The following is a 19188-nucleotide window of genomic DNA, read 5'->3' as shown; positions in this document are numbered from 1 at the left end:
AAGCGAGGAAGTCCCGCAGTCGCGAACGAAAGGCGGGTCCTGTGAGCGCGAGGAACGCCCGAGCGAAGCGAGGAAGTCCCGCAGTCGCGAACGAAAGGCGGGTCCTGTGAGCGCGAGGAACGCCCGAGCGAAGCGAGGAAGTCCCGCGGTCGCGAACGAAAGGCGGGTCCCGTGAGCGGGGCGGAGGAGGTAGCGGGCCCGGAGCTGTTCGTCGACGCCTGGGACCCGGGGTTCGGGGCGTCCTTCGAGGCCGCCCCGGCGGGGCCGGCCGCGCCGAGCAGCCAGCAGGTCGACGCCAACGTCGAGCTGCCGGCGGTGGACTGGCGGGCGATCGACGTCCGGCGCGGGGTGCGGGCACCCGACGTGGTGCTGCTCGTCGACGGGGTGCGCCGGATCGACGCCAGCGTCTGGACGGCCGAGGCGGACGGCGGGTCGTACCCGGGGGTGGCCGCCTCGTACGCGGCCGGGGTGGTGCGCTGCGACCTGGAGCGGGGCGTGGCGGCGCTGGCCGGGGCGAAGGTCGGGCGGGGCCTGTTCACGGCCAGCCCGTCGGCGCGGGACGTGCGGGCCGGGACGGTCCGCTACCCGGTGCACCGCGTCGGCGGCACCGGCGAGCTGAACAAGCTCCAGGCGGCGGTGCAGGGGCCGCTGACCGCCCTGGAGGTGGAGGTCTCCGGGGCCGCCCGGATCGACGGGGACCTGCTGGTGGTCGACGGCCCGCTGCGCAACCGCCGCCAGCTTCCCCGCGCCCTCGGCTACGTCAAGACGCAGCACAGCCAGTACCTGGACGCGAGGCTGACCGCGGTGGTGACCGGGCTGCGCGCCGGGCAGCGGTGCCCGGTGTTCCGGCTCGGCACGGCCTGGGGCGGATACTCGTGGTACCTGCGGCTGCCGGTGGCGAGCGGCGCGCCGTGGGCCGGCATCGTGCGGGTGGAGTGCTCGGCGGAGCTGAGCGAGCCGGAGGCGATCGGGCTGGCCGACCTGTCGCTGGTCACCCTGCCCCGGTTCGCGTCCACCCCGTACAAGGACCCGCGCGCGCCGCAGAACCTGATCCCGATCGCCGGCCTGGAGCGCCGCCTGCGGGCCCTGCTGGGCGACGCCCGCCTGCTGCACCGGGCGCTGACCGCCGCGGCCCGGGCGGGCCGCGGGCACCGCCGCTGATGGGCCGCCGACGCGACACGGGCCGGATCGTGGCACGGGTCGACACCGGCGAGGCGGAGCTGGTCCCGGACGCCGACCGGCCGGGCTCGTGGACGCTGCTGCTCGACGGCGCGCCGCAGTCGCACGTGGACCTCGCCGACCCGACCCACCTGGAGTTCGAGTACGTCCGGCGGCTGGCCGCCGCCCTCGACCTCGTCGCCGCGGCCGGCGCGCCGCTGCGGGTGCTGCACCTGGGCGGCGGGGCGCTGACGCTGCCCCGGTACGTGCAGGCCACCCGGCGCGGCTCCACCCAGCGGGTGGTGGAGGTGGACGCCGCCCTGGTCGACCTGGTCCGGCGGGAGCTGCCCTGGCCCGTCGACCCCCGGCTGCGGGTGCGGATCGGCGACGCCAGGGCCGCCCTGACCGCCGGCCGGGACGCCGCCTACGACGTGGTGGTCGCCGACGTCTTCGCCGGCGCCCGCACCCCGGCCCAGCTGACCAGCGTGGAGTACGCCGCGGAGGTGGCCCGCGTGCTGCGCCCCGGCGGCTGGTACCTGGCGAACGTCGCCGACGGCCCGCCGCTGCGGCACGCCCGTGCCCAGGTGGCCACGGTCCGCACGGTGCTGCCCCGGGCCTGCCTGGTGGCCGACGCGGCCGTGCTGCGCGGCCGGCGCTACGGCAACCTGGTGCTGGTGGCGGGCCGGGCGGAGCCGCCGGTGCCGGAGCTGACCCGGCGGGCCGCCGGGGACTGGTTCCCCGGCCGGGTGCTGGCCGGCGAGGAACTCGACCGTTTCGCCGGGGGCGCGCGGGTGGTCCGCGACGCCGACGCCACCGACTCCACCCCGCCGCCGCCGGGAATCTTCTCCGTCGGCGGCACGCCGACATGAGGGAGCGGAGCGGCGCGCCGCCGAGGCGGAGCCGGAGTCCTCTGCCGGTGGCGTTCGCCCTGGCCGGTTGCCTCATCGCCGCCGTCGGTGCGACGGCGGCCGCGGGCTGGCCCCCGATCGGCCGATCCGCGACCGCCGAGTCCACCTCGCCGGGTCCGGCGCCACCCGCGGCGTCCACCTCGCCGGGTCCGGCGCCACCCGCGGCGTCCACCCCGCCGACTCCCGCGCCGGTTCCGCTGACGGTGCTCACCTGGAACGTGTGCGCCAACGGCAAGTTGCGCTGCCTCGCCGGCCACCAGCACCCGCAGCTCGCCGCCGCCATCGGTGCGGCGGCACGGACCGCCTCGGCGGACGTGCTGCTGCTGCAGGAGATGTGCGCGGGCCTGCTGCCCGCGCTGGGGAGCAGCCTCGGCGCCGGCTGGCAGGTGTACTTCCGCCAAGCCTCGACGGCTGCCGTCAGGAACGGCACGCTGGTGACCCGCCCGGCCACCTGTGGAGCCGGCGGGGACCGGTACGGCCAGGCGGTAGCGGTGCGGACGCTTCCCGCGCCGGGCGCCGGCAGGGCGCCGGCCGTCCACGCGTCGTGGCTCGTCGAGCTCCCGTCGCCGAGGCCGGTGGGCAGCAGGTGGATGGAGCGGCGGTTGGCGGTCTGCGTCCGGTTGGGCGCCCCCCGGCTCCAGGTCTGCGGCGCCCACCTGTCGACCCCGCAGCAGGATCCGGACGGGAGGGTTCGGGCCGCGCAGGCTGCACGACTCGCCGCCGAAGCCCGTCGCGGCCGCGAACGGGGCTACCGGACCATCGTCGGCGGCGATCTCAACACCACCCCCGCCACGACGGTCAGCGGCAGCCGTCGGCCGATCCTGGCGCCGCTGTACGACCAGGGCGTCGACTGTGACCTGGGCAGGATGCGGCCGACGTTCGGCACGGTCAAGATCGACTACCTGTTCAGCGGGCCCGGCGTCACACCGCTCGACTGCACGGTGAGCCAGACCGCACTCTCCGACCACCGGATCCTGACCGCGCACTACCACGTCTACCCACCGACGCCTGATCCGCCCACGAGCGTCCGGACGGCGGACGCCGGCGCCGGCATCGGAGGCGGTCGCCCGGTTCGGGGCTGACCCGGGCGGGGACGGCCGCTGCCGGCCTACCGTGCCCGGGGGGGCGGATCCGCGTCCGCGGGAGTCAGCCCTTCTCCCATCGGCTGGGCACCGGGAAGTAGGTGTCCAGGAACGGGGTGAGGAGCGCCACCTGGGCCGCCAGGTCCTCCTCCGTGGAGAACGCGTCGTTGAGGCAGAACACGTGCCGGTCCCGCTTGGCGAGCAGGTGCGCCAGGCGCGCGGGCGTGTCCGGGTGGGACAGCTCGGCGATGCTGTACTCCAGCTCGCCCGGCACCGCCCGGCCGGTGTGGAACGCGTAGTAGTGGTGCAGTGACGAGGCGACCGAGACGTCCGTGACGCTGCGGAACTGGCTGCCGGCGGTGCTTCGGTGCCGCTCCGCGAAGGTCTCCTCGATCTCGTACAGCACGCTGCGTCGCAACGCGTGCGGCATGTGCTTCATCTTCTGCGTCAGCACCGTGCCGAACCGCTCGGCGATCAGCGCCCGGTTGTTCTTGCCGGCCGCCGATGCCGGGATGTCGTCGGCCGCGGGCGGGCCGGGCGGCACCAGCGCCGGCGACGGGAAGAACCTGGTGATGCCGTTGGCCAGGAAGAAGTCCCGGGGAGTGACGTCGCGGCCGAGGAAGACGTCGTCGTTGAAGTAGAGGAAGTGCTCCGACAGTCCGTCGATGTGGTGCAGTTGGCTCTCGATGGCGTGCGAGTTGAACGTCGGCAGCGCCGCCGGGTCGCGGAAGATCTCCCGGTGGCTGACCACCCGCAACCCCGGAACGGCAGGGTCCAGCCAGGGTGGCACCTGGTCGTCGGTGACCAGGTACACGGTCCGCACCCAGGGCGCGTAGGTGTGCAGGGACCGCAGCGAGTAGCGGAGCTCGTCCCGGCTGAGGAACCGTGCCGCGCTCGCCGACTCGGCGTGGTACGGCGTCCCCGCGACCTCGGCGCGCCGGCGCAGCCACGCCGGGTCCGTGCCGTCCACCCAGGTGTAGACGACGTCGACCGGGAACGTCACGTCGTCGGGGCGCCGGATCGCGAACTCCGGCCGGGTCCGGACGGCCACCGCCGGGGTGGCCGGCCCCAGCGCGGTGAACAGATCGGCCGGCGCGTCGACCACCTCGGCGGCCGCCGGCAGCTCGTTGGCGACCAGGTTCCGGCGCGGGGCGACCAGCCGGTCCTCCTGCCGGTTCCAGAACTCCACCTCGCAGCCGTACGGCACGCCCAGCACCAGCCGGTGCCGGGGGTCCGTCCAGTACCAGGTCAGCCGGAGCACGTTCGCGTCGCGCAGCCGTCGCCACGCCTGCGGCTCGAAGCCCGGCACCGACGAGCGGGCCTGGCCGCCCGTGACCTCGGCGACGTACCCGGGTGCCCGGCGGCACGCCTCGGCGAGCGCCGCGTGCACCCGCTCCCGGTCGCCCGCGTCGACGGCGACCACCGCGTTGCGGTCGGACAGCCCGCGTACGCAGAAGTGCTCCACGCCCGCCTCGGTGAGCGCCTCGGTGACCGCGGCCAGGTTGCCCGCGCGCGCCGACCAGGGCGACACGTCCGGGCGGACCAGGGCGATCCGGGTCTTGCGCTCCACCGTCACCAGAACCCGGTCGCCGCCCGCCAGCAGCTCCGGCTGGCGGCGGGCCAGCCGCGCCGACGGCTGCTGGCCGCCCGTCATCTGGGCCACCCACTGCTTAACCTGGTGGCGGGTGTGCGGGCTGAGCCGCTTGGCGATGGCCCTACGGGCCCGCGGGCTGAGCACCCGGCGGTAGGTGTCGACGAACACCGACGGCTCGGCGACGGCCCGGGCGGTGTCGCGGCTCGGCCCGTCCGTCATCGCTGCGGGCCCGGCAGGGCAGCGATGGCGGCGGCGACCCGCTGACAGTTGTTCCGGTCCTGGAAGGCGAAGAACTCGGCCGCCCGGCGGGAGTACTCCTCCTCCCGGACGCACCCGTTCTCCAGGTACCGGATGATGGCGTCCACGGTCTCGTCGGCCGTCTCGCACACCGGGCCGAATCCGTCCTCGCGGTGCTCGAAGTAGCCCTTCCGGTATCCGCCGATCTTCCAGAACTCCTCGCTGTCGAACTGGGCGTAGATCAACGGCGTGCCCAGATACGCGACGTCGACGGCGGTCGAGGAGTAGTCGGTGATGAAGAGGTCGCACTGGCGCAGGGCGTCCTGCACGGTCCGCTTCGTCTGGTCCGCCATGGCGAAGCAGTCGTCCTCAGGGACGAAACCGGCCAGCACCTTGCGCATCTCGTAGTGCGGAAGCAGCTCCAGCTTGTAGCCGTACCGGCGCAGCGACTCCCGCAGCCGCTCGCTGCCGAACAGCTCGGACACGAAGGTCTGGTACGCCGACCCGTCGAAGGCGATCCGCGGCCGGGCCTTGGGGTTGTACGACGGGGCCACCAGGTACGTGCGCCAGGTGGGCATGAACAGGATGCGCCGCCCGCCCCGGTCGGGCACCAGGGCGTCGAAGCGCGGGAGGCAGGTGTTCGCCACCATGTCGCCGTAGTCGAGGTCGTTCGACACGTACTCCGCCTCGCGGTCGGCGGAGGTGACGAAGAGGTCGAAGGATGCCCGACCGCGGTGCACGCCGGCGCTGACGTCCTTCTCGATGACCCCGTGGTCCAGGAATACCCGGGCGGGACCGATGCGCCAGTTCAGGTGCTTCAGGAAGCGCGACCGTTCCCACCGGGACGGGAGCATGTACGAGTCGATGTCGTACGAGTTGATCAGCTTGGTGGCGTGCAGCATCAGAAACCTGTGCCGGAACGAGTCGTACGTGACGACGTTGCCGAGCCCGCGCAGCCGCTCGCGGTCCGGGCTGTCCTTGGTCAGCAGGTAGTAGACGTTGCGCCGGCGCTCCACCTTCCGTAGGTAGCGGAACAGGTGCGAGGAGTTGTCCTGGGCGGTGTCCGTGCGCTCACCGATCAGCCACACGTTCCGGCGACGCATGATCGGCTCGGTGAGCAGCCGGAGCAGTCGCCATTTCCAGAACGGGGCCCGGGAGGCGACATGCCGCAGATCCTTGCGCACCAGCATCCGGTGCCACCGGCGGCGCCCGGCGACGCCGCCCTGGCGCCGGACCAGCAGCTCAGCGCTCTCCCGCCCGCTGTGGGTGGGCAGGATGCGGACGTCCCCGCTCCGCTTCATGGTGGCGTCCCGGAGGTACGCCGCCGTGATGAGGCACTGGCGGGACGCCTGGCCCGTCTCGGTGTCGAACACGAGCCGGAGGCTGTGCTGCCCGTTGCGCAGCTGGCTGACGGGAATCTCCGCCGAGAATCCGCACCACTCGCGGTCCTCGTCACTGGCCTTCATGTCGATGCGCCGCTGCACGGTGACCGGCACGGTCAGGCTGCTGCCGCGCACCCGCAACCCGAGGGAGATGCTGATCGGAGCGCGCATGGGCAGCCCGTTGATCACCATGTGCCCGGAGACCCTGAGGGTGTCGCCGGAGCCCGAGAGCCGCACCTGCTCGACCCGCGCGCCCACGCTGGTGACCTGCGTCAGCGGAAGCAACGCCGGCGTGACCGGGTAGTCGAGGTGCAGCTCGCCGCCGCACGCGACGACCGTGCGCAGCCGCTCCCAGGGACGCGCGAACAGCTCGAAGTCGTACGACTTGAAGGCCAGGTAGGGCACGCGGTGCCGGGTGTCCAGCGTCCACCGGGCAATGAACGAGGGGTCGACGTCCTGGTAGATGCGGCTGCACGTCTCGAAGATCTTCCACAGGTCCGCGTCCTCGAACAGGGTGTGCGCGCGCATGGCGAAGCCCTGGTAGCTGCGCACCAGCCACCGGTCGAGCACCTCCCGGCGGAACACGTCCAGTTCGGGACGGAGCGCCGCGATGGTGTCGCAGAGCAACAGGTGGTCCCAGAAGTTCTGTTCCCGGGTGAACAGGTTGTCCATGATCGAGGTGCCCGCGTCCCGCTTGCGGTACTGGTAGACCACCTCGTCGACGAGGGCGATGCGTTCCGCCCTGAGCAGCATGGGCAGCGCCAGGAAGGCGTCCTCGAAGTGGACGCCCTCCTGGAAGCGTAGGCCGTGCTGCCGGAGCTGGGCGAGGTCGTACAGCTTGTGGCACGGGCCGGCGTCGAAGATCAGGTCGGGGGCGTCGACCACGCTCTGCAGGAGGCGGTCGCCCTTGCCGAACGGCTTCTTCCAGAGGAAGGCGGTGGGCTTGGGGAAGGTGTCCATGTCTCCGACGGCGATGCTCGCCTGGTGCTGCACGATCGCCTTGAGCAGCAACTCGACGGCGCGCGGCGGCAGGATGTCGTCCGAGTCGACGAAGGAGACGTACGGCGTCTCCGCCATGTCCAGCGCCCGGTTGCGGGCCGCGCCCGGGCCGGCGTTCTCCTGCTGGAGCGCGGTCACGTTGGGGTGCTCGGCGGCGAACTGCTTGGCGATCGTGTCGGAGCCGTCTGTGCTGCCGTCGTCCACCAGGATGACGTGGCACCGGTCGAAGACGGTCTGGGCCGCGATCGACTCCAGCGTCTCGGGTAGGTAGTCCGCGACGTTGAAGACCGGGACGATGATCGTGACCTGGGGGGACGGGCTTACCACACTGGGCTCCACTAAGGGTTCGCGAAGACGTTGACGAACTGGTCGAAGCGTAGGTCCGGCCCGGGCCGGACCCGGGGCGGCACCTGGTCAGGCATCCCGCCGCTCTCCCGGCTGATCGGCTGGATAGGTGCCCCACCCGGGCGGCACCGTGCCCTGCTCCGCCGCCCTGGCGGCCGCGATGCGCATCGAGGGCAGCGTGGGCGCGTCCAGCCGCGGGCCGACGCGCAGCGCGGGCACCGTCTGCGCGTCCACCTGCCGGCCGACGCCGAGGGCGGGCATGGTCGGGGCGTCCACCTGCCGGCGGTGCCGGTCCGCGCCGCGCGACTGCCGCCACAGGGCGCTGGCACCCATCTTCCGGCGCTCGGCGACCACGCCGTCAGGCAGCTCGAACGGCGCGGGGAAGGGCAGGTAGCGCGGCAGGAAGTCCGCCAGCATCCGCTCCTGCTCGGCGAAGGCCTCGGGGTCGGAGTCGGTGTCGTTGAGGCAGAACACGTCGCGGTCCCGGCGGGCCAGCAGCTCGGCGAGACGGGCGGGCGTCGACGGGTGCCCCAGGTCGGCGTACTCGTACTCGATGTCGCCCGGCACCGCCTGGCCCGTCAGGTAGGACCAGTACTGGTGCAGCGACGACGGAATCGACAGGTCGCCCTGGTGTCGGAACAGGTGCCCGGCCGTCTCCGTCACCTCCGCCTGCAGCACCTCCTCGATCTGGTGCATGATGCTGCGCCGCAGCGCGAACGGCGTGTGCTTCATCTTCTGCGTGATGGTCACGCCGAACTGCCGCTGGATGTGCCGGCGGTTGTTCTTGCCGGCGGCGTTCACGGGCAGGTCGCCCGGCCGCGCCTCGCCCAGCCCGAACTGGGCCGGGGAGGGGAAGAACTTGGCGATCCCGTTGGCGTGGAAGAAGTGGGTCGGCAGCAGCGGCCGGCCCAGGAAGACGTCGTCGTTGAAGTACAGGAAGTGCTCGGCGAGCCCGGGGATCCGATGCAGCCGGGACTCGATGGCGTGCGAGTTGAAGGACGACCGGCCGCCGAGGTCCGCGAAGAGCTCGGCGTGGGTGACCACGGTGACCATGGGATGGGTCGGGTCCAGCCAGCTCGGCAGCTGACCGTCGGTGACCAGGAAGATCTTCCGCAGCCATGGCGCGAAGCTGTGCAGCGACCGCATCGCGTACCGCAGTTCGTCGCGGTTGTGGTAGCGGGAGGAGTTGGCGGCCACGGCGTGCCGCGCCTCGGGCGAGCCCAGCGCGGCCGTCTTGCGCCGCTGCCACTCCGGGTCGGAGCCGTCCACCCAGGTGAAGACGGCGTCGATCGCGAAGCCGACGCGGTCCGGGGCACGGACGGCCAGATCCCGGCGGGTACGGTACGTGTGGTCGTCCGCCTCGGGGACGAAGTGGCTGAGCAGCGCGGCGGCGACCCGGACCGGTTCCGCCCGGGCCGGCGCCTCGTCGACCACCGCGTTGTGCCGGGGGGCGCGGACGACGTCGCCCACCTGGGTCCAGAACTCGATCTCACACGCGAACTGGGCGCCGAGGGTCACGATCGCCCGTGTGTCGGTCACCGGGAACCAGACCTGGATCACCTCGGTGGGCGCCAGGCCGGGCTGGTTCCGTCCGGGTCGTACCTCGACGACGCGGACGTGCGCGCCGGAGAGCGCCCGCGCGGAGCGGACCAGGCGCAGCACCTCCGCCCGCCGGTCCTCGAGCACCGCCACGGAGCTGCGCAGGTAGTCGTCGTTGCGCAGGCAGTGGTGGTCGATTCCGGCCGCCTCCAGGACGCCGGTCACCGCGGTCAGGTTGCGGTGCCACAGCTCCAGCGGCGTCGCCGCGGTCACCACCTCGGCCTCGGTGCGCGCGCCGTCGTCGTCGACCGTCACGCGGGCGCCCACCGGGTACACCCTGTCGCCGCCGTTCGGCCGGGTGAGGCTGCGGACGAGGCTGAGCCGCCGGTGCCGGGGCAGCAGGTCGATCAGTCGGCGCCGCACTCCCTGCGGCAGGGCGCGGTACAGCTTGAGCACGATCATGCGACCGGCCCGCCGGTGCTGGTGGTATCGGCGATCCCCACCACGGGTCAGGGCCGGTCTGGCGAGGCCGGCAAGACCGGACCAGGTGTCCGGACACACATCGAATCAGCACACATCGCTGACAGCCCTTCTGACTTCATCCCCGTTGACCGCCTGGGCAGCCGGGGTTCCGCCGCAGCGACATGTCGCAGCGCCGAAACTGATGGTGTCCACGGGGGCGGCAGGCGAGACATTAGCAGTGCTTTACCGCGGAAACATCCGCCCTTCACCCAATCCACGCCATGTCCCGACCATTTTGCGGCATTTGAGGCAATAGAGAATATCCACTTTCGACAAACGAGTCTGTATGGATGAGGGGCGGCCACCGGATCGACCGAGTGCCCCCGTTCCGGCCGCCGCCGTTCGCGCGGGCACGCCACACCGAGCCGCAGGCACTCCCCTCCACCTGGCAGAGTGACGGCGTGACCTCTCCCGCCGCCCGCCGGGTGCTGCGCCCGCCCGCCGGCTACCGGATGGCCGCGTCGGTCCGACCGCTGACCTTCAGCCCGTACGACCCGTGCGCCCGGATCGCCGCCGGGGAGTTCTGGTGGGCGACCCGCACCCCGGCCGGCCCGGCCACCCTCGCGCTGCGCCCCACCGGCGGGGAGCTGCTCGCCGAGGGGTACGGCCCGGGCGCCGGCTGGGTCGTCGAGCGGGCCGACGCGGTCGCCGGGCTGCGCGACGACCTCACCGGGTTCGCCGAGCTGGCCGCCGCGCACCCGCTGGTCGCCGAGCTGGCCGCCCGGCACTCCGGGCTGCGGATGCCCGCGACCGGTCTGGTCTTCCCGCGCGTGCTGCGGGCGGTCCTGGAGCAGAAGGTCACCGGCAAGGAGGCGTACCGGGCGTACGCGGCGACGGTGCGGCACTTCGCCGAGCCCGCGCCGGGCCCGATGCGGCTGCTCCTGCCGCCCGCGCCGGCCGCGGTGGCCGCCGCGCCGTACTGGGTCTTCCACCCGTTCGGCGTGGAGCAGCGGCGGGCCGACACCCTGCGCCGGGCCGCCGCCGAGGCCGACCGGCTGGAACGCTGCGCCGACTCCGCCGAGGCCACCCGCCGACTCACCGCCGTACCCGGGATCGGCCCGTGGACCGCCGCCGAGGTGGTGCGGATCGCGTACGGGGACCCGGACGCCGTCAGCGTCGGCGACTACCACGTACCGAACACGGTGGCGTGGGCGCTGGCCGGCGAGCCGCGCGGCGACGACGCCCGGATGCTCGCGCTGCTGGAGCCGTTCCGGGGACACCGGGGGCGGGTCTGCCGGCTGCTCGAGGCCGACGGCGTGCACGCCCCGCGGCACGGGCCGCGGATGCCGATCCGCTCGTTCGCCGGCTACTGACGCGGGTGCCCGCCCCGACCCCGGCGGCGCCGGCCCGCCGGACTCCCCGGGGCGCGGGCCGGGTGGCGACCGGGTCAGCGCCGGGCTCGGATCGGGTGGCAACCTGGTCAGCGCCGGGCGCGGGCCGGGTGGCGACCGGGTCAGCGCCGGGCTCGGATCGAGTGGCGACCGGGTCAGCGCCGGGCGCAGAGCCGGCTCAGGGTTCTACCGAGCCACCAGGCGTACCCGTGCTGGACGGCCCGGCCGATCGGCCCGGCGGCCCGCATCGACCAGCGGTCCGGCCGGCTGAACGCGCACACCTCGAACCAGACCGCGCCGGAGTCGTCGCGGGAGACCACGAACGCCTCCTCGCCGCGCTCCGGGTGCCCGGGCAGGGTGCCGTACCCGAAACCGGCCCGCCGGTCGCCCTGCTCCACCCAGACAACCTCGCACGGCCCCCAGATCCGCAGCGGCCCCAGCCCCAGGCCGGGCGTGACCGCCACCCCGCTCGCCGCCCGGGGCGCGTCGCTGCGCATCCGCACGCCCGCCGCCCGGTGCAGCCGCCAGCTCAGCACGGCCTCCGCCGCGCCGGCGAAGCAGCCGTCCGGCAGCCGGCGCCGGTGGCGCAGGTGGTGGTAGCCGGCGGGCAGCGGTCCCGCCCGGGTGGCGCCCACCTCCGGGTACGTCAGCTCGGACACGTCGGCGCCCACCTCCTCGCCGCCCGGGGCACAACGCGAGCGTACGACCGGCGGCGGACCGGGTGGGTGGCGCTGGTGCCGAGACGTGCCGGGTGCCGAGACGTGCCGGGTGCCGAGACGTGCCGGGTGCCGAGACGTGCCGGGTGCCGAGACGTGCCGGGTGCCGGGACGTGCCGGGTGCCGTGGCAGCCGCAGCCGGCCGTGCCGCGGTCAGCCCTGCTCGCAGCGGCGCCTGAGGCCCTCGGCCTCCATTCCGAGGTAGCGTCGCACCAGCTCGCCGTAGCGCCAGCCCACCGGCCGCGCCAGCAGGCCGGACTGCTCCAGGGTCAGCTCGACCCGGACCCGGCCGTCGCCCAGCGGAACGATCCGGTGACCGCCCCGGGTGCGCACGCCCGGTGCCCGGGAGACCCAGACGAAGCCGTGTGGCGGCTCGGCCGCCACGACCCGCCACACGGCGGTACGCAGCCGGGGCTGCTCCAGCCGGGCGGTCGAGCCGACGGTCAGCGGCCCGGGCTCCAGCCGTCGCGCCGACCGCACCGAGGCGGTCCACTCCGGCCACCGCTCGACGTCGGCGAGGACCGCCCACACCCGCTCGACGTCGGCGGATATCTCCGTGGCCACCTCGAAGCGCATCTTCGTCCTCCCCCGCTCTCGCACCGACCGACCGCGGGCCGTCGCGGCCACGCCCGGCGGCCGGTGTCAGCTGGCCCTGACGAGTCTGCGCACCGGGCCGCGTCCCCACCATCGGACGCCCGGACCACTCCCACGGCAACGACGCCGCCAACGGTGCCGGCGCCGTCCCGGCCCGCCGAGGGCCGCCGTCGCCACCGTCGCGGCCGCGGGCGGCCGCCGGGGCGTCGCGGCCGCCGGGCGTCGCGGCGCCGGGCGTCGCCGCCGCCGGCGACCCGGCGCGGTGGCCGCCGCGCCGGCGCGCAGGCCGCCGCGGGCGGCGCGCAGGCCGCCGCGGGCCGGCGCGCAGGCCGCCGCGGGCCGGCGCAGGCCGCGCGCCGCGCGCAGGCCGCGCTGGTCGCGCGCCGCGCTGGTCGCGCCCGCCGCGATCTTGGACAGTTGTCGTTCGGGCGGAACGGTAAGTGTCCAAGAATCCGAAATCCTGTGCCAGGGCCAGGCCGCAGCGCATGCGACCAGGCCGGCACGGGGCGAGCAGGCCGCCCGGCGCATGCGACCAGGCCGGCACGGGCGAGCAGGCAGGCATGGGTGAGCACGCCGGCATCGGTACCCGCGCTCGCCGCCTCGCCGACACCGTCGGGGCGAGCAGTCCTGGGCCGGATTCAGGCGGCCTCGTGGAGATCGGCGAGGGTGACCGGGGTACGGCGGCGCAGCAGGTCCTCCAGCTCGGCGACCGTGGCGACTTCGCCCAGGACGTTCTTGCCGCCGCCGAAGCGCGCCGGGTAGCGGCGCACCAACCGGTAGCGGTACCGGCCGTGGATCAGCTCGACGCTGACCCGCCAGCGCCCACAGCAGCCGCAGACCCACTCACGCACCCGGCGAAGGTAGCTCTGACCTGCGGTTACGCCATCCGGATGGCGGGGACGAGGGGAACGGGGCGGGACACGCCGCACCCGCACCGGCGGTGATGTGCCTCACGGCTGTCGGTGGGGTCTGGTTGACTGTCGCCGTGGACCTGCCGATCAACCCGCCGGTCGAACCGATGCTGGCCAAGGCCGTGGCCCGGCTGCCCACCGAGCCCGGGATGACGTACGAGCCGAAGTGGGACGGCTTCCGCTGCATCGTGTTCCGCGACGGCGACGAGGTGGAGCTGGCCAGCCGGGGCGGCAAGACGATGACGCGCTACTTCCCCGAGGTGGTCGAGCAGGCGCTCCGGCAGCTGCCGGAGCGCTGCGCGGTCGACGGTGAGCTGATCGTCATCCGCCGCGACGGCCCGGACGGCCAGCCGCGGCTCGACTTCGAGCTGCTCGCCCAGCGCATCCATCCCGCCGCCTCCCGGGTGCGGCTGCTCGCCGAGACCACCCCGGCCGACTTCGTCGCGTTCGACCTGCTCGCCATCGACGACGAGTTGCTCACCGACCAGCCGTACCCGCAGCGCCGGGCCCGGCTGGAGCGCGCCCTCGCCGGGGTTCGCCCACCCGTGCACGTCACCCAGGTCACCACCGACCCCGACACGGCCCGCCGCTGGTTCGACGTCTTCGAGGGCGCCGGGCTCGACGGGCTGATCGTCAAGCCGGCCGACCTGCCGTACGAGCCGGGCAAGCGGCTGATGTTCAAGGTCAAGCACGCCCGCACGGCCGACGTGGTGGTGGCGGGCTTCCGCTGGCACAAGTCCGGCCCGGTGGTGGGCTCGCTGCTGCTCGGCCTGTACGACGACGCCGGGGTGCTGCACCACATCGGCGTCAGCTCGTCGTTCACGGCGGCGCGGCGCAAGGAGCTGCTGGACGAGCTGGAGCCCTACCGGGACGTCGGGCCCGACCACCCGTGGGTGCACGGCGACCACGAGCGCGGGCAGCGCATCCCCGGCGGGGTCAGCCGGTGGACGGGCACGAAGAACCTGGAGTGGGAGCCGCTGCGCCCGGAGCTGGTGGCCGAGGTGGCGTACGACGCGATGGAGGGCGACCGGCTGCGGCACACCGCCCAGTTCGTCCGCTGGCGGCCGGACCGCGACCCGCGCTCGTGCGGCTACGACCAGCTCGACCGCCCGGTGCGCTACGACGTCGACCAGGTGCTGCGCGGCGACCCGGCGGCGACGGCGAAGCCCGGCCCGGCCCGGGCGTAGCCTGGGGCGTCGACACGATCATGGGGGCCCACTGGTGACGCGCTTACCCGACCGGATCCGCCGGGTCCGGCTGACCCTGACCGGGCTCGTCGCGGCGGCGGTGGTCACCGCCGGCTGCACGCTGCCGGCCCTGGCGCCGCGCACCGAGGGCGACGGCGAGGCGGCGGCGCCGGGCACCGCACCGACCTGGCGGGCCTGCCCGGAGGTCGCCGAGGACCTGGTGGGCCGCGGCGCGCCCGACATGCGTTACGAGTGCGCGCGGATCGCCGTGCCGCGCAACTGGGGCGGCGGCAACGGCGCGACGGCCGGCCCGGGTGCCGGGCAGACGTTCGAGATCGCCCTGTTGCGGGCCCGTTCGACGAAGCAGCGGGATCGGATCGGCACCCTGGTGATCAACCCGGGCGGCCCCGGCGGCTCCGGGGTGGACACGGCGGTCTACCTCTCCTTCGGCCCGCCGTTCGGGGGCCTGCCCCCGTCGGTCACCGAGCGGTTCGACATCGTGGGTTTCGACCCGCGCGGGGTCTCCCGGTCCAGCCCGGTCAAGTGCATCCCGGACGCCGACCTGGACGCCAGCTTCGGCTACGACCCCGACCCGCGCTCGCAGGAGTCCTTCGACGGCTACCAGGCTCTCAACCGGCGCATCGGCGGGGGCTGCGGCGACAGGTACGGCGACCAGCTCGCGCTCTACGGCACCGAGCAGGCCGCCCGGGACATGGACGCGGTCCGCGCGGCGGTCGGCGACGAGAAGTTGACCTACCTCGGCTACTCGTACGGGACGCTGCTCGGCGCCACCTACGCCCAGCTCTACCCGCAGCGCGTCCGGGCCCTGGTGCTCGACGGCGCGGTCGACCCGACGCAGAAGCTGGTCGACAGCTCGGAGAGCCAGGCGAAGGGCTTCGAGCGCGCCTTCGACAACTTCACCCGGTGGTGCGCGGCCAACGCCGGGCGCTGCCCCCTCGCCCCCGACGCCCGGGCCGCGGTCAACTCGGCGATCGACAAGGCCCGGGTCTCCCCGGCCCGCGGCTCAGGCGGCCGCGAGGCCACGGCGGGCTGGGTCTTCTACGCGGTCATCTCCTCGCTTTACACGGAGTCGGGCTGGCAGGAGCTGGCCCGGGCGATCGACCGGCTGGACGGCGGCGACCCGACGGAGGTGTTCCGGCTGGCCGACGCGTACGCCGGCCGGGGCGACGACGGGCGCTACTCGAACCTCTTCGACGCCAACCTCGCGGTCAACTGCACGGACGAGGCCGAGAAGCCGAGCGTGCAGCGGATCCGCGAGCTGCAGTCGGAGTGGCGGCGCAAGTACCCGCTGTTCGGCCCGGCGCTGGCGGTCGGGATGCTGAGCTGCCAGGAGTGGCCTGGCGCGAGCGACCCGTACCCGACCGGCAGGGCGGCCGGCGCGCCGCCGATCGTGGTGGTGGGCACCACGGGCGACCCGGCGACGCCGTACGAGCAGACGCCGAAGCTGGCCGCGATGCTCGGCGTGGGTCGGGTCCTGACATGGGAGGGCGAGGGGCACACGGCGTACCCGCAGACCACCTGCGTCACGGACGCGGTGGACGCGTACCTGATCTCGCTGCGGGTGCCGCGCGAGGGCCTGCGCTGCCCGGCCCGCTGAGCCACCGGCCCGGCCCGTCAGCCCACCCACCGGCCTGGCCCGTCAGCCGGTCCCTCCGCCGCAGCCGAGGCGAGCTCGGCCGGCAACGCGATCCCCTGCCGGGCCGCCAACTCCTCCAGCAGCACCCGCATCCGCCGCACGTCAGCCTTCAGCTCCTCCTGCTCGGCGTGCTCGAAGGCGTCGTCGTCCACGATGAGCCGCCTGGCGAAGTGCGCGGTGATCAGCGGGACGACCAGCAGCACCATGGTCGAGACGAGCGGCGCGGCGAGGGTACTCCCCTGCCAGGTGGTCGGGGAGATGTCCCCGTAGCCGACCGTGGAGGCGGTCACCACGGCCCACCACACCGAGTCACCGGCGCTCCTGCGCTCGGCCTGGCTGTAGAGGATCCCGGCCACCACGATCATCAGCAGGTACGACGCGATCAGCGTCCGGGGTGAGTTGGCTAACCAGACCAGCCCGCGGTAGATCTTGCGGAGGGCAGCAGCCGTCCATGCCGAACCAGGCTGCACGGTGGGGGCGAGAGGCGCGCCCACCCAAGGTTCAATGCCACTGTGACAGGCTGGCCGGCATGAGCGACGTGATCTTCCGCGAGGCGATCCGGGCCGACCTGCCCGCAATCATCGGCCTGCTGGCCGACGACGTGCTGGGCAAGGCCCGCGACTGCACCGAGGTCGACGAGGCGTACGAGCGGGCGTTCTCGGACATCACGGCCGACCCGCGCAACCACCTGGTGGTGGCCGAGCGGGACGGCGCCCTGGTCGGCTGCATGCAGGTCACCTACATCCCAGGGCTGGGCCGGCACGGGGCCGAGCGCTCGCTGATCGAGTCGGTGCGGGTGCGCTCCGACCTGCGGGGACAGGGGCTGGGCCGGCAGATGATGGCCTGGGCGATCGAGCAGGCGAGCCGGCGCGGCTGCGCGCTGGTGCAGCTCACCACGGACAAGACGAGGACGGACGCGCACCGCTTCTACCTGGGTCTCGGCTTCGTGGCCAGCCACGAGGGCATGAAACTCCCCCTCTGACGGGCACCCCGAGCCGCCGAGGCCGCCCCACCCGGCCGCCCCGCCCAGGCCGGCCGCCCCGCCCCGGCCGCCCCGTCCCGGACGTTGATCAAGAGGTTTGCGTCGGAATCCGGCCCCGGGCCGACGCAAACCTCTTGATCAACGCGGCCGGGCGGCCGGGCGGCCGGATGGCCGGGCGGCCGGGCGGCCGGGCGGCCGGACGGACGGGCGGCCGGGCGGCCGGACGGGCGGGCGGCCGGGCGGCCGGACGGGCGGGCGGACGGGCGGGCGGACGGGCGGCCGGACGGGCGGCCGGACGGGGTGAGGTGGCGGGGGTCGGAAGCGCGGGGTGGGGGTCAGGCGTCGGTCAGGCGGCCGTCGCGCAGGGTCAGGGTTCGGTCGGCCAGCTCGATCAGGGCCGGGTCGTGCGTGGCGACGAGCGCGGTCATCCCGCGCGCGTGCACCACCGCCCGCAGCAAATCCATGATCGCCCGTCCGGTCTCCGAGTCGAGCTGGCCGGTGGGCTCGTCGGCGATCAGCAGGTCCGGCTCGTTGGCCAGGGCGCGGGCCACCGCCACCCGCTGCTGCTGCCCGCCCGACAGCTCGTACGGCCGCTGCGCCGCGTGCCCGCCCAACCCGACCAGCTCCAGCAGCACGGCCACCCGCTCCTCCCGCTCCGCGGCGGGCACCCGGGCCAGCCGCAGCGGCACCCCGACGTTCTCGGCGGCCGACAGAATCGGGATCAGCCCGAACGTCTGGAAGACGAACCCGACCGTGCCCCGGCGCAGCCGCAGCAGCTCCCGCTCGCCGGCCGCGCCGAGGTCGTGCCCGGCCACCCGGACCCGGCCGGAGTCGGGGCGGTCCAGGCCGCCGACCAGGTTCAACAGGGTCGTCTTGCCGGCGCCGGAGCGGCCCCGGACGGCGACCAGCTCGCCGCGCCCGGCGGTGAACGAGACGTCCCGGACGGCGTGCACGGCGTGTTCGCCCCGGCCGAAGGTGCGGCTGACCCCGTCCACCCGCACCACCTCGTCGAGGGTGGTGGTGACGGCGGGGCCCGCGGGCGACTGTTCAGTCATTCTCGCTCCGTTCGGCGTCGGCCCGGTCGCCCGGCCGCACCTCGACGTGGTCGGTTTCCAGGTTGAGGCGCACCCGGTCGCGCAGGGCCAGCGCGTCGACGAACGACGCCGGCAGCTGCACCCGGCCGGTGCGGTCGAGCACCGCGTACTCCTCGCTGACCAGCTCCGTGCTGCCGTCCGCGCCGACGCGCGCGGTGCGGCGTACCTCGGAGGAGGTCCGGCCGTCGCGGATCGCGACGGTCCGGCGGACCTGGGTGGCCACCGCCTGGTCATGGGTGACCACGACGACGGTCACGCCCAGCTCGGCGTTGATCTGCCGCAGGGCGGCGAAGACCTCCGCGCCGGTGGCCTCGTCCAGCTCGCCGGTCGGCTCGTCGGCGAACAGCACCTCCGGGTCGTTGGCCACCGCCACCGCCACCGCGCAGCGCTGCTGCTCACCGCCGCTGAGCTGGCCCGGCCGCCGGTCGGCGCAGTACCCCACGCCGACCAGGTCGAGCAGCTCCCGCGCCCGCTCCCGGCGCGCCCGCCGCCCGCGCCGGCCGGCCAGCTTCATCGGCAGCTCGACGTTCTCCAGCGCGGTCAGGTACGGCAGCAGGTTGCGCCCGGTCTGCTGCCAGACGAAGCCGACCAGGTGCCGGCGGTAGCTCAGCCGGCGCCGGGCGGAGAGGGCGAGCAGGTCGTACTCGGCCACCCGGGCGATCCCGGCGGTCGGGGTGTCCAGGCCGGAGAGGATGTTCAGCAGGGTCGACTTGCCGGACCCGGACGCGCCCACGATCGCGACCAGCTCGCCCCGGTCGATGACCAGGTCGAGCCCCTGCAGGGCGACCACCTCGACGCCCTCGGTCTTGAAGATCCGGACCAGTCCGTCGCAGACGATGTGCCCGCGCAGCCGGTCGTGCCCGCCGGCCCGGTCGGCCGCGCGCTGCGCGGCCCGCTCCTGCAGGGCGGCCAGGTCCGGTACGACGGAAGCCTCCACGGTGGCTGTCATC

General features: G+C 74.3%; 16 protein-coding genes. 7 read left to right on the top strand and 9 right to left on the bottom strand.

Annotation, left to right across the window (positions count from 1 at the left end):
* Positions 1-204 precede the first annotated feature (204 nt).
* Genes JD77_RS20380 through JD77_RS20370 form a run of 3 tightly spaced genes read left to right on the top strand, consistent with a single transcriptional unit; the run spans position 205 to position 3148 of the window.
* A complete protein-coding gene (locus tag JD77_RS20380) occupies positions 205-1161 on the top strand; it encodes a hypothetical protein (RefSeq protein WP_145777689.1) in 957 nt (318 codons plus the stop codon).
* Positions 1161-2027 (top strand): spermidine synthase, encoded by an 867-nt coding sequence (locus tag JD77_RS20375; RefSeq protein WP_145775755.1) that lies wholly within the window; start codon positions 1161-1163, stop codon positions 2025-2027. Before JD77_RS20380 ends, JD77_RS20375 begins: the two co-directional genes overlap by 1 nt.
* A gap of 47 nt (positions 2028-2074) precedes the next feature.
* Positions 2075-3148: an endonuclease/exonuclease/phosphatase family protein gene (locus JD77_RS20370; RefSeq protein WP_170286493.1), complete on the top strand. Its 1074-nt coding sequence runs from the start codon at positions 2075-2077 to the stop codon at positions 3146-3148.
* Between the two features lie 64 nt (positions 3149-3212).
* Here the strand turns inward: JD77_RS20370 and JD77_RS20365 are convergent, their stop codons facing one another.
* The 3 genes from JD77_RS20365 to JD77_RS20355 all read right to left on the bottom strand — a co-directional run bounded on the left by JD77_RS20365 (position 3213) and on the right by JD77_RS20355 (position 9706).
* Positions 3213-4961 (bottom strand): stealth family protein, encoded by a 1749-nt coding sequence (locus JD77_RS20365; RefSeq protein ID WP_145775753.1) that lies wholly within the window; start codon positions 4959-4961, stop codon positions 3213-3215.
* Positions 4958-7687 carry a CDP-glycerol glycerophosphotransferase family protein gene (locus JD77_RS20360; protein WP_170286492.1) on the bottom strand — a complete coding sequence of 910 codons (2730 nt, stop codon included), beginning with the start codon at positions 7685-7687 and terminating at the stop codon, positions 4958-4960. Before JD77_RS20360 ends, JD77_RS20365 begins: the two co-directional genes overlap by 4 nt.
* Before the next feature lie 87 nt (positions 7688-7774).
* On the bottom strand, positions 7775-9706 hold the full coding sequence (locus JD77_RS20355; RefSeq protein WP_145775751.1) for a stealth family protein: 1932 nt from the start codon (positions 9704-9706) through the stop codon (positions 7775-7777).
* A gap of 512 nt (positions 9707-10218) precedes the next feature.
* Here JD77_RS20355 and JD77_RS20350 point away from each other — a divergent pair.
* Positions 10219-11079, top strand: a complete 861-nt coding sequence (locus JD77_RS20350) for a DNA-3-methyladenine glycosylase family protein (protein WP_145777688.1) — start codon at positions 10219-10221, stop codon at positions 11077-11079.
* A gap of 173 nt (positions 11080-11252) precedes the next feature.
* On the opposite strand, the gene JD77_RS20345 is transcribed toward JD77_RS20350, so the two are convergent.
* From JD77_RS20345 to JD77_RS20335, 3 genes are all read right to left on the bottom strand, one after another.
* The gene (locus JD77_RS20345) at positions 11253-11756 is read right to left on the bottom strand and encodes a DUF1990 domain-containing protein (protein WP_145775750.1); all 504 of its coding nucleotides are present in this window, start codon (positions 11754-11756) and stop codon (positions 11253-11255) included.
* A gap of 210 nt (positions 11757-11966) precedes the next feature.
* A complete protein-coding gene (locus tag JD77_RS20340) occupies positions 11967-12389 on the bottom strand; it encodes an SRPBCC family protein (RefSeq protein WP_145775749.1) in 423 nt (140 codons plus the stop codon).
* A gap of 656 nt (positions 12390-13045) precedes the next feature.
* Positions 13046-13258 (bottom strand): hypothetical protein, encoded by a 213-nt coding sequence (locus JD77_RS20335; protein ID WP_145775748.1) that lies wholly within the window; start codon positions 13256-13258, stop codon positions 13046-13048.
* A 134-nt stretch (positions 13259-13392) separates the two neighbouring features.
* Here JD77_RS20335 and JD77_RS20330 point away from each other — a divergent pair, with 134 nt between their 5' ends.
* Both JD77_RS20330 and JD77_RS20325 read left to right on the top strand, forming a co-directional pair.
* Complete coding sequence (locus JD77_RS20330; protein WP_145777687.1) at positions 13393-14505, top strand: ATP-dependent DNA ligase; 1113 nt, start codon at positions 13393-13395, stop codon at positions 14503-14505.
* Between the two features lie 55 nt (positions 14506-14560).
* Positions 14561-16123 carry an alpha/beta hydrolase gene (locus tag JD77_RS20325; protein WP_387226510.1) on the top strand — a complete coding sequence of 521 codons (1563 nt, stop codon included), beginning with the start codon at positions 14561-14563 and terminating at the stop codon, positions 16121-16123.
* 17 nt (positions 16124-16140) lie between these two features.
* Here the strand turns inward: JD77_RS20325 and JD77_RS20320 are convergent, their stop codons facing one another.
* A complete protein-coding gene (locus JD77_RS20320; protein ID WP_145775746.1) occupies positions 16141-16632 on the bottom strand; it encodes a potassium channel family protein in 492 nt (163 codons plus the stop codon).
* 59 nt (positions 16633-16691) lie between these two features.
* Here JD77_RS20320 and JD77_RS20315 point away from each other — a divergent pair, with 59 nt between their 5' ends.
* The gene (locus JD77_RS20315; RefSeq protein WP_145775745.1) at positions 16692-17144 is read left to right on the top strand and encodes a GNAT family N-acetyltransferase; all 453 of its coding nucleotides are present in this window, start codon (positions 16692-16694) and stop codon (positions 17142-17144) included.
* A 335-nt stretch (positions 17145-17479) separates the two neighbouring features.
* Here the strand turns inward: JD77_RS20315 and JD77_RS20305 are convergent, their stop codons facing one another.
* Positions 17480-18199, bottom strand: coding sequence for an ABC transporter ATP-binding protein (locus tag JD77_RS20305; RefSeq protein ID WP_145775743.1), 720 nt, complete (start codon positions 18197-18199; stop codon positions 17480-17482).
* Positions 18192-19187, bottom strand: coding sequence for an ABC transporter ATP-binding protein (locus JD77_RS20300; RefSeq protein ID WP_145775742.1), 996 nt, complete (start codon positions 19185-19187; stop codon positions 18192-18194). Before JD77_RS20300 ends, JD77_RS20305 begins: the two co-directional genes overlap by 8 nt.
* Position 19188 lies beyond the last annotated feature (1 nt).

This window comes from Micromonospora olivasterospora (assembly GCF_007830265.1).
Taxonomy (GTDB): Bacteria; Actinomycetota; Actinomycetes; order Mycobacteriales; family Micromonosporaceae; genus Micromonospora; species Micromonospora olivasterospora.
This window is presented reverse-complemented; position numbering and strand designations above follow the sequence as displayed.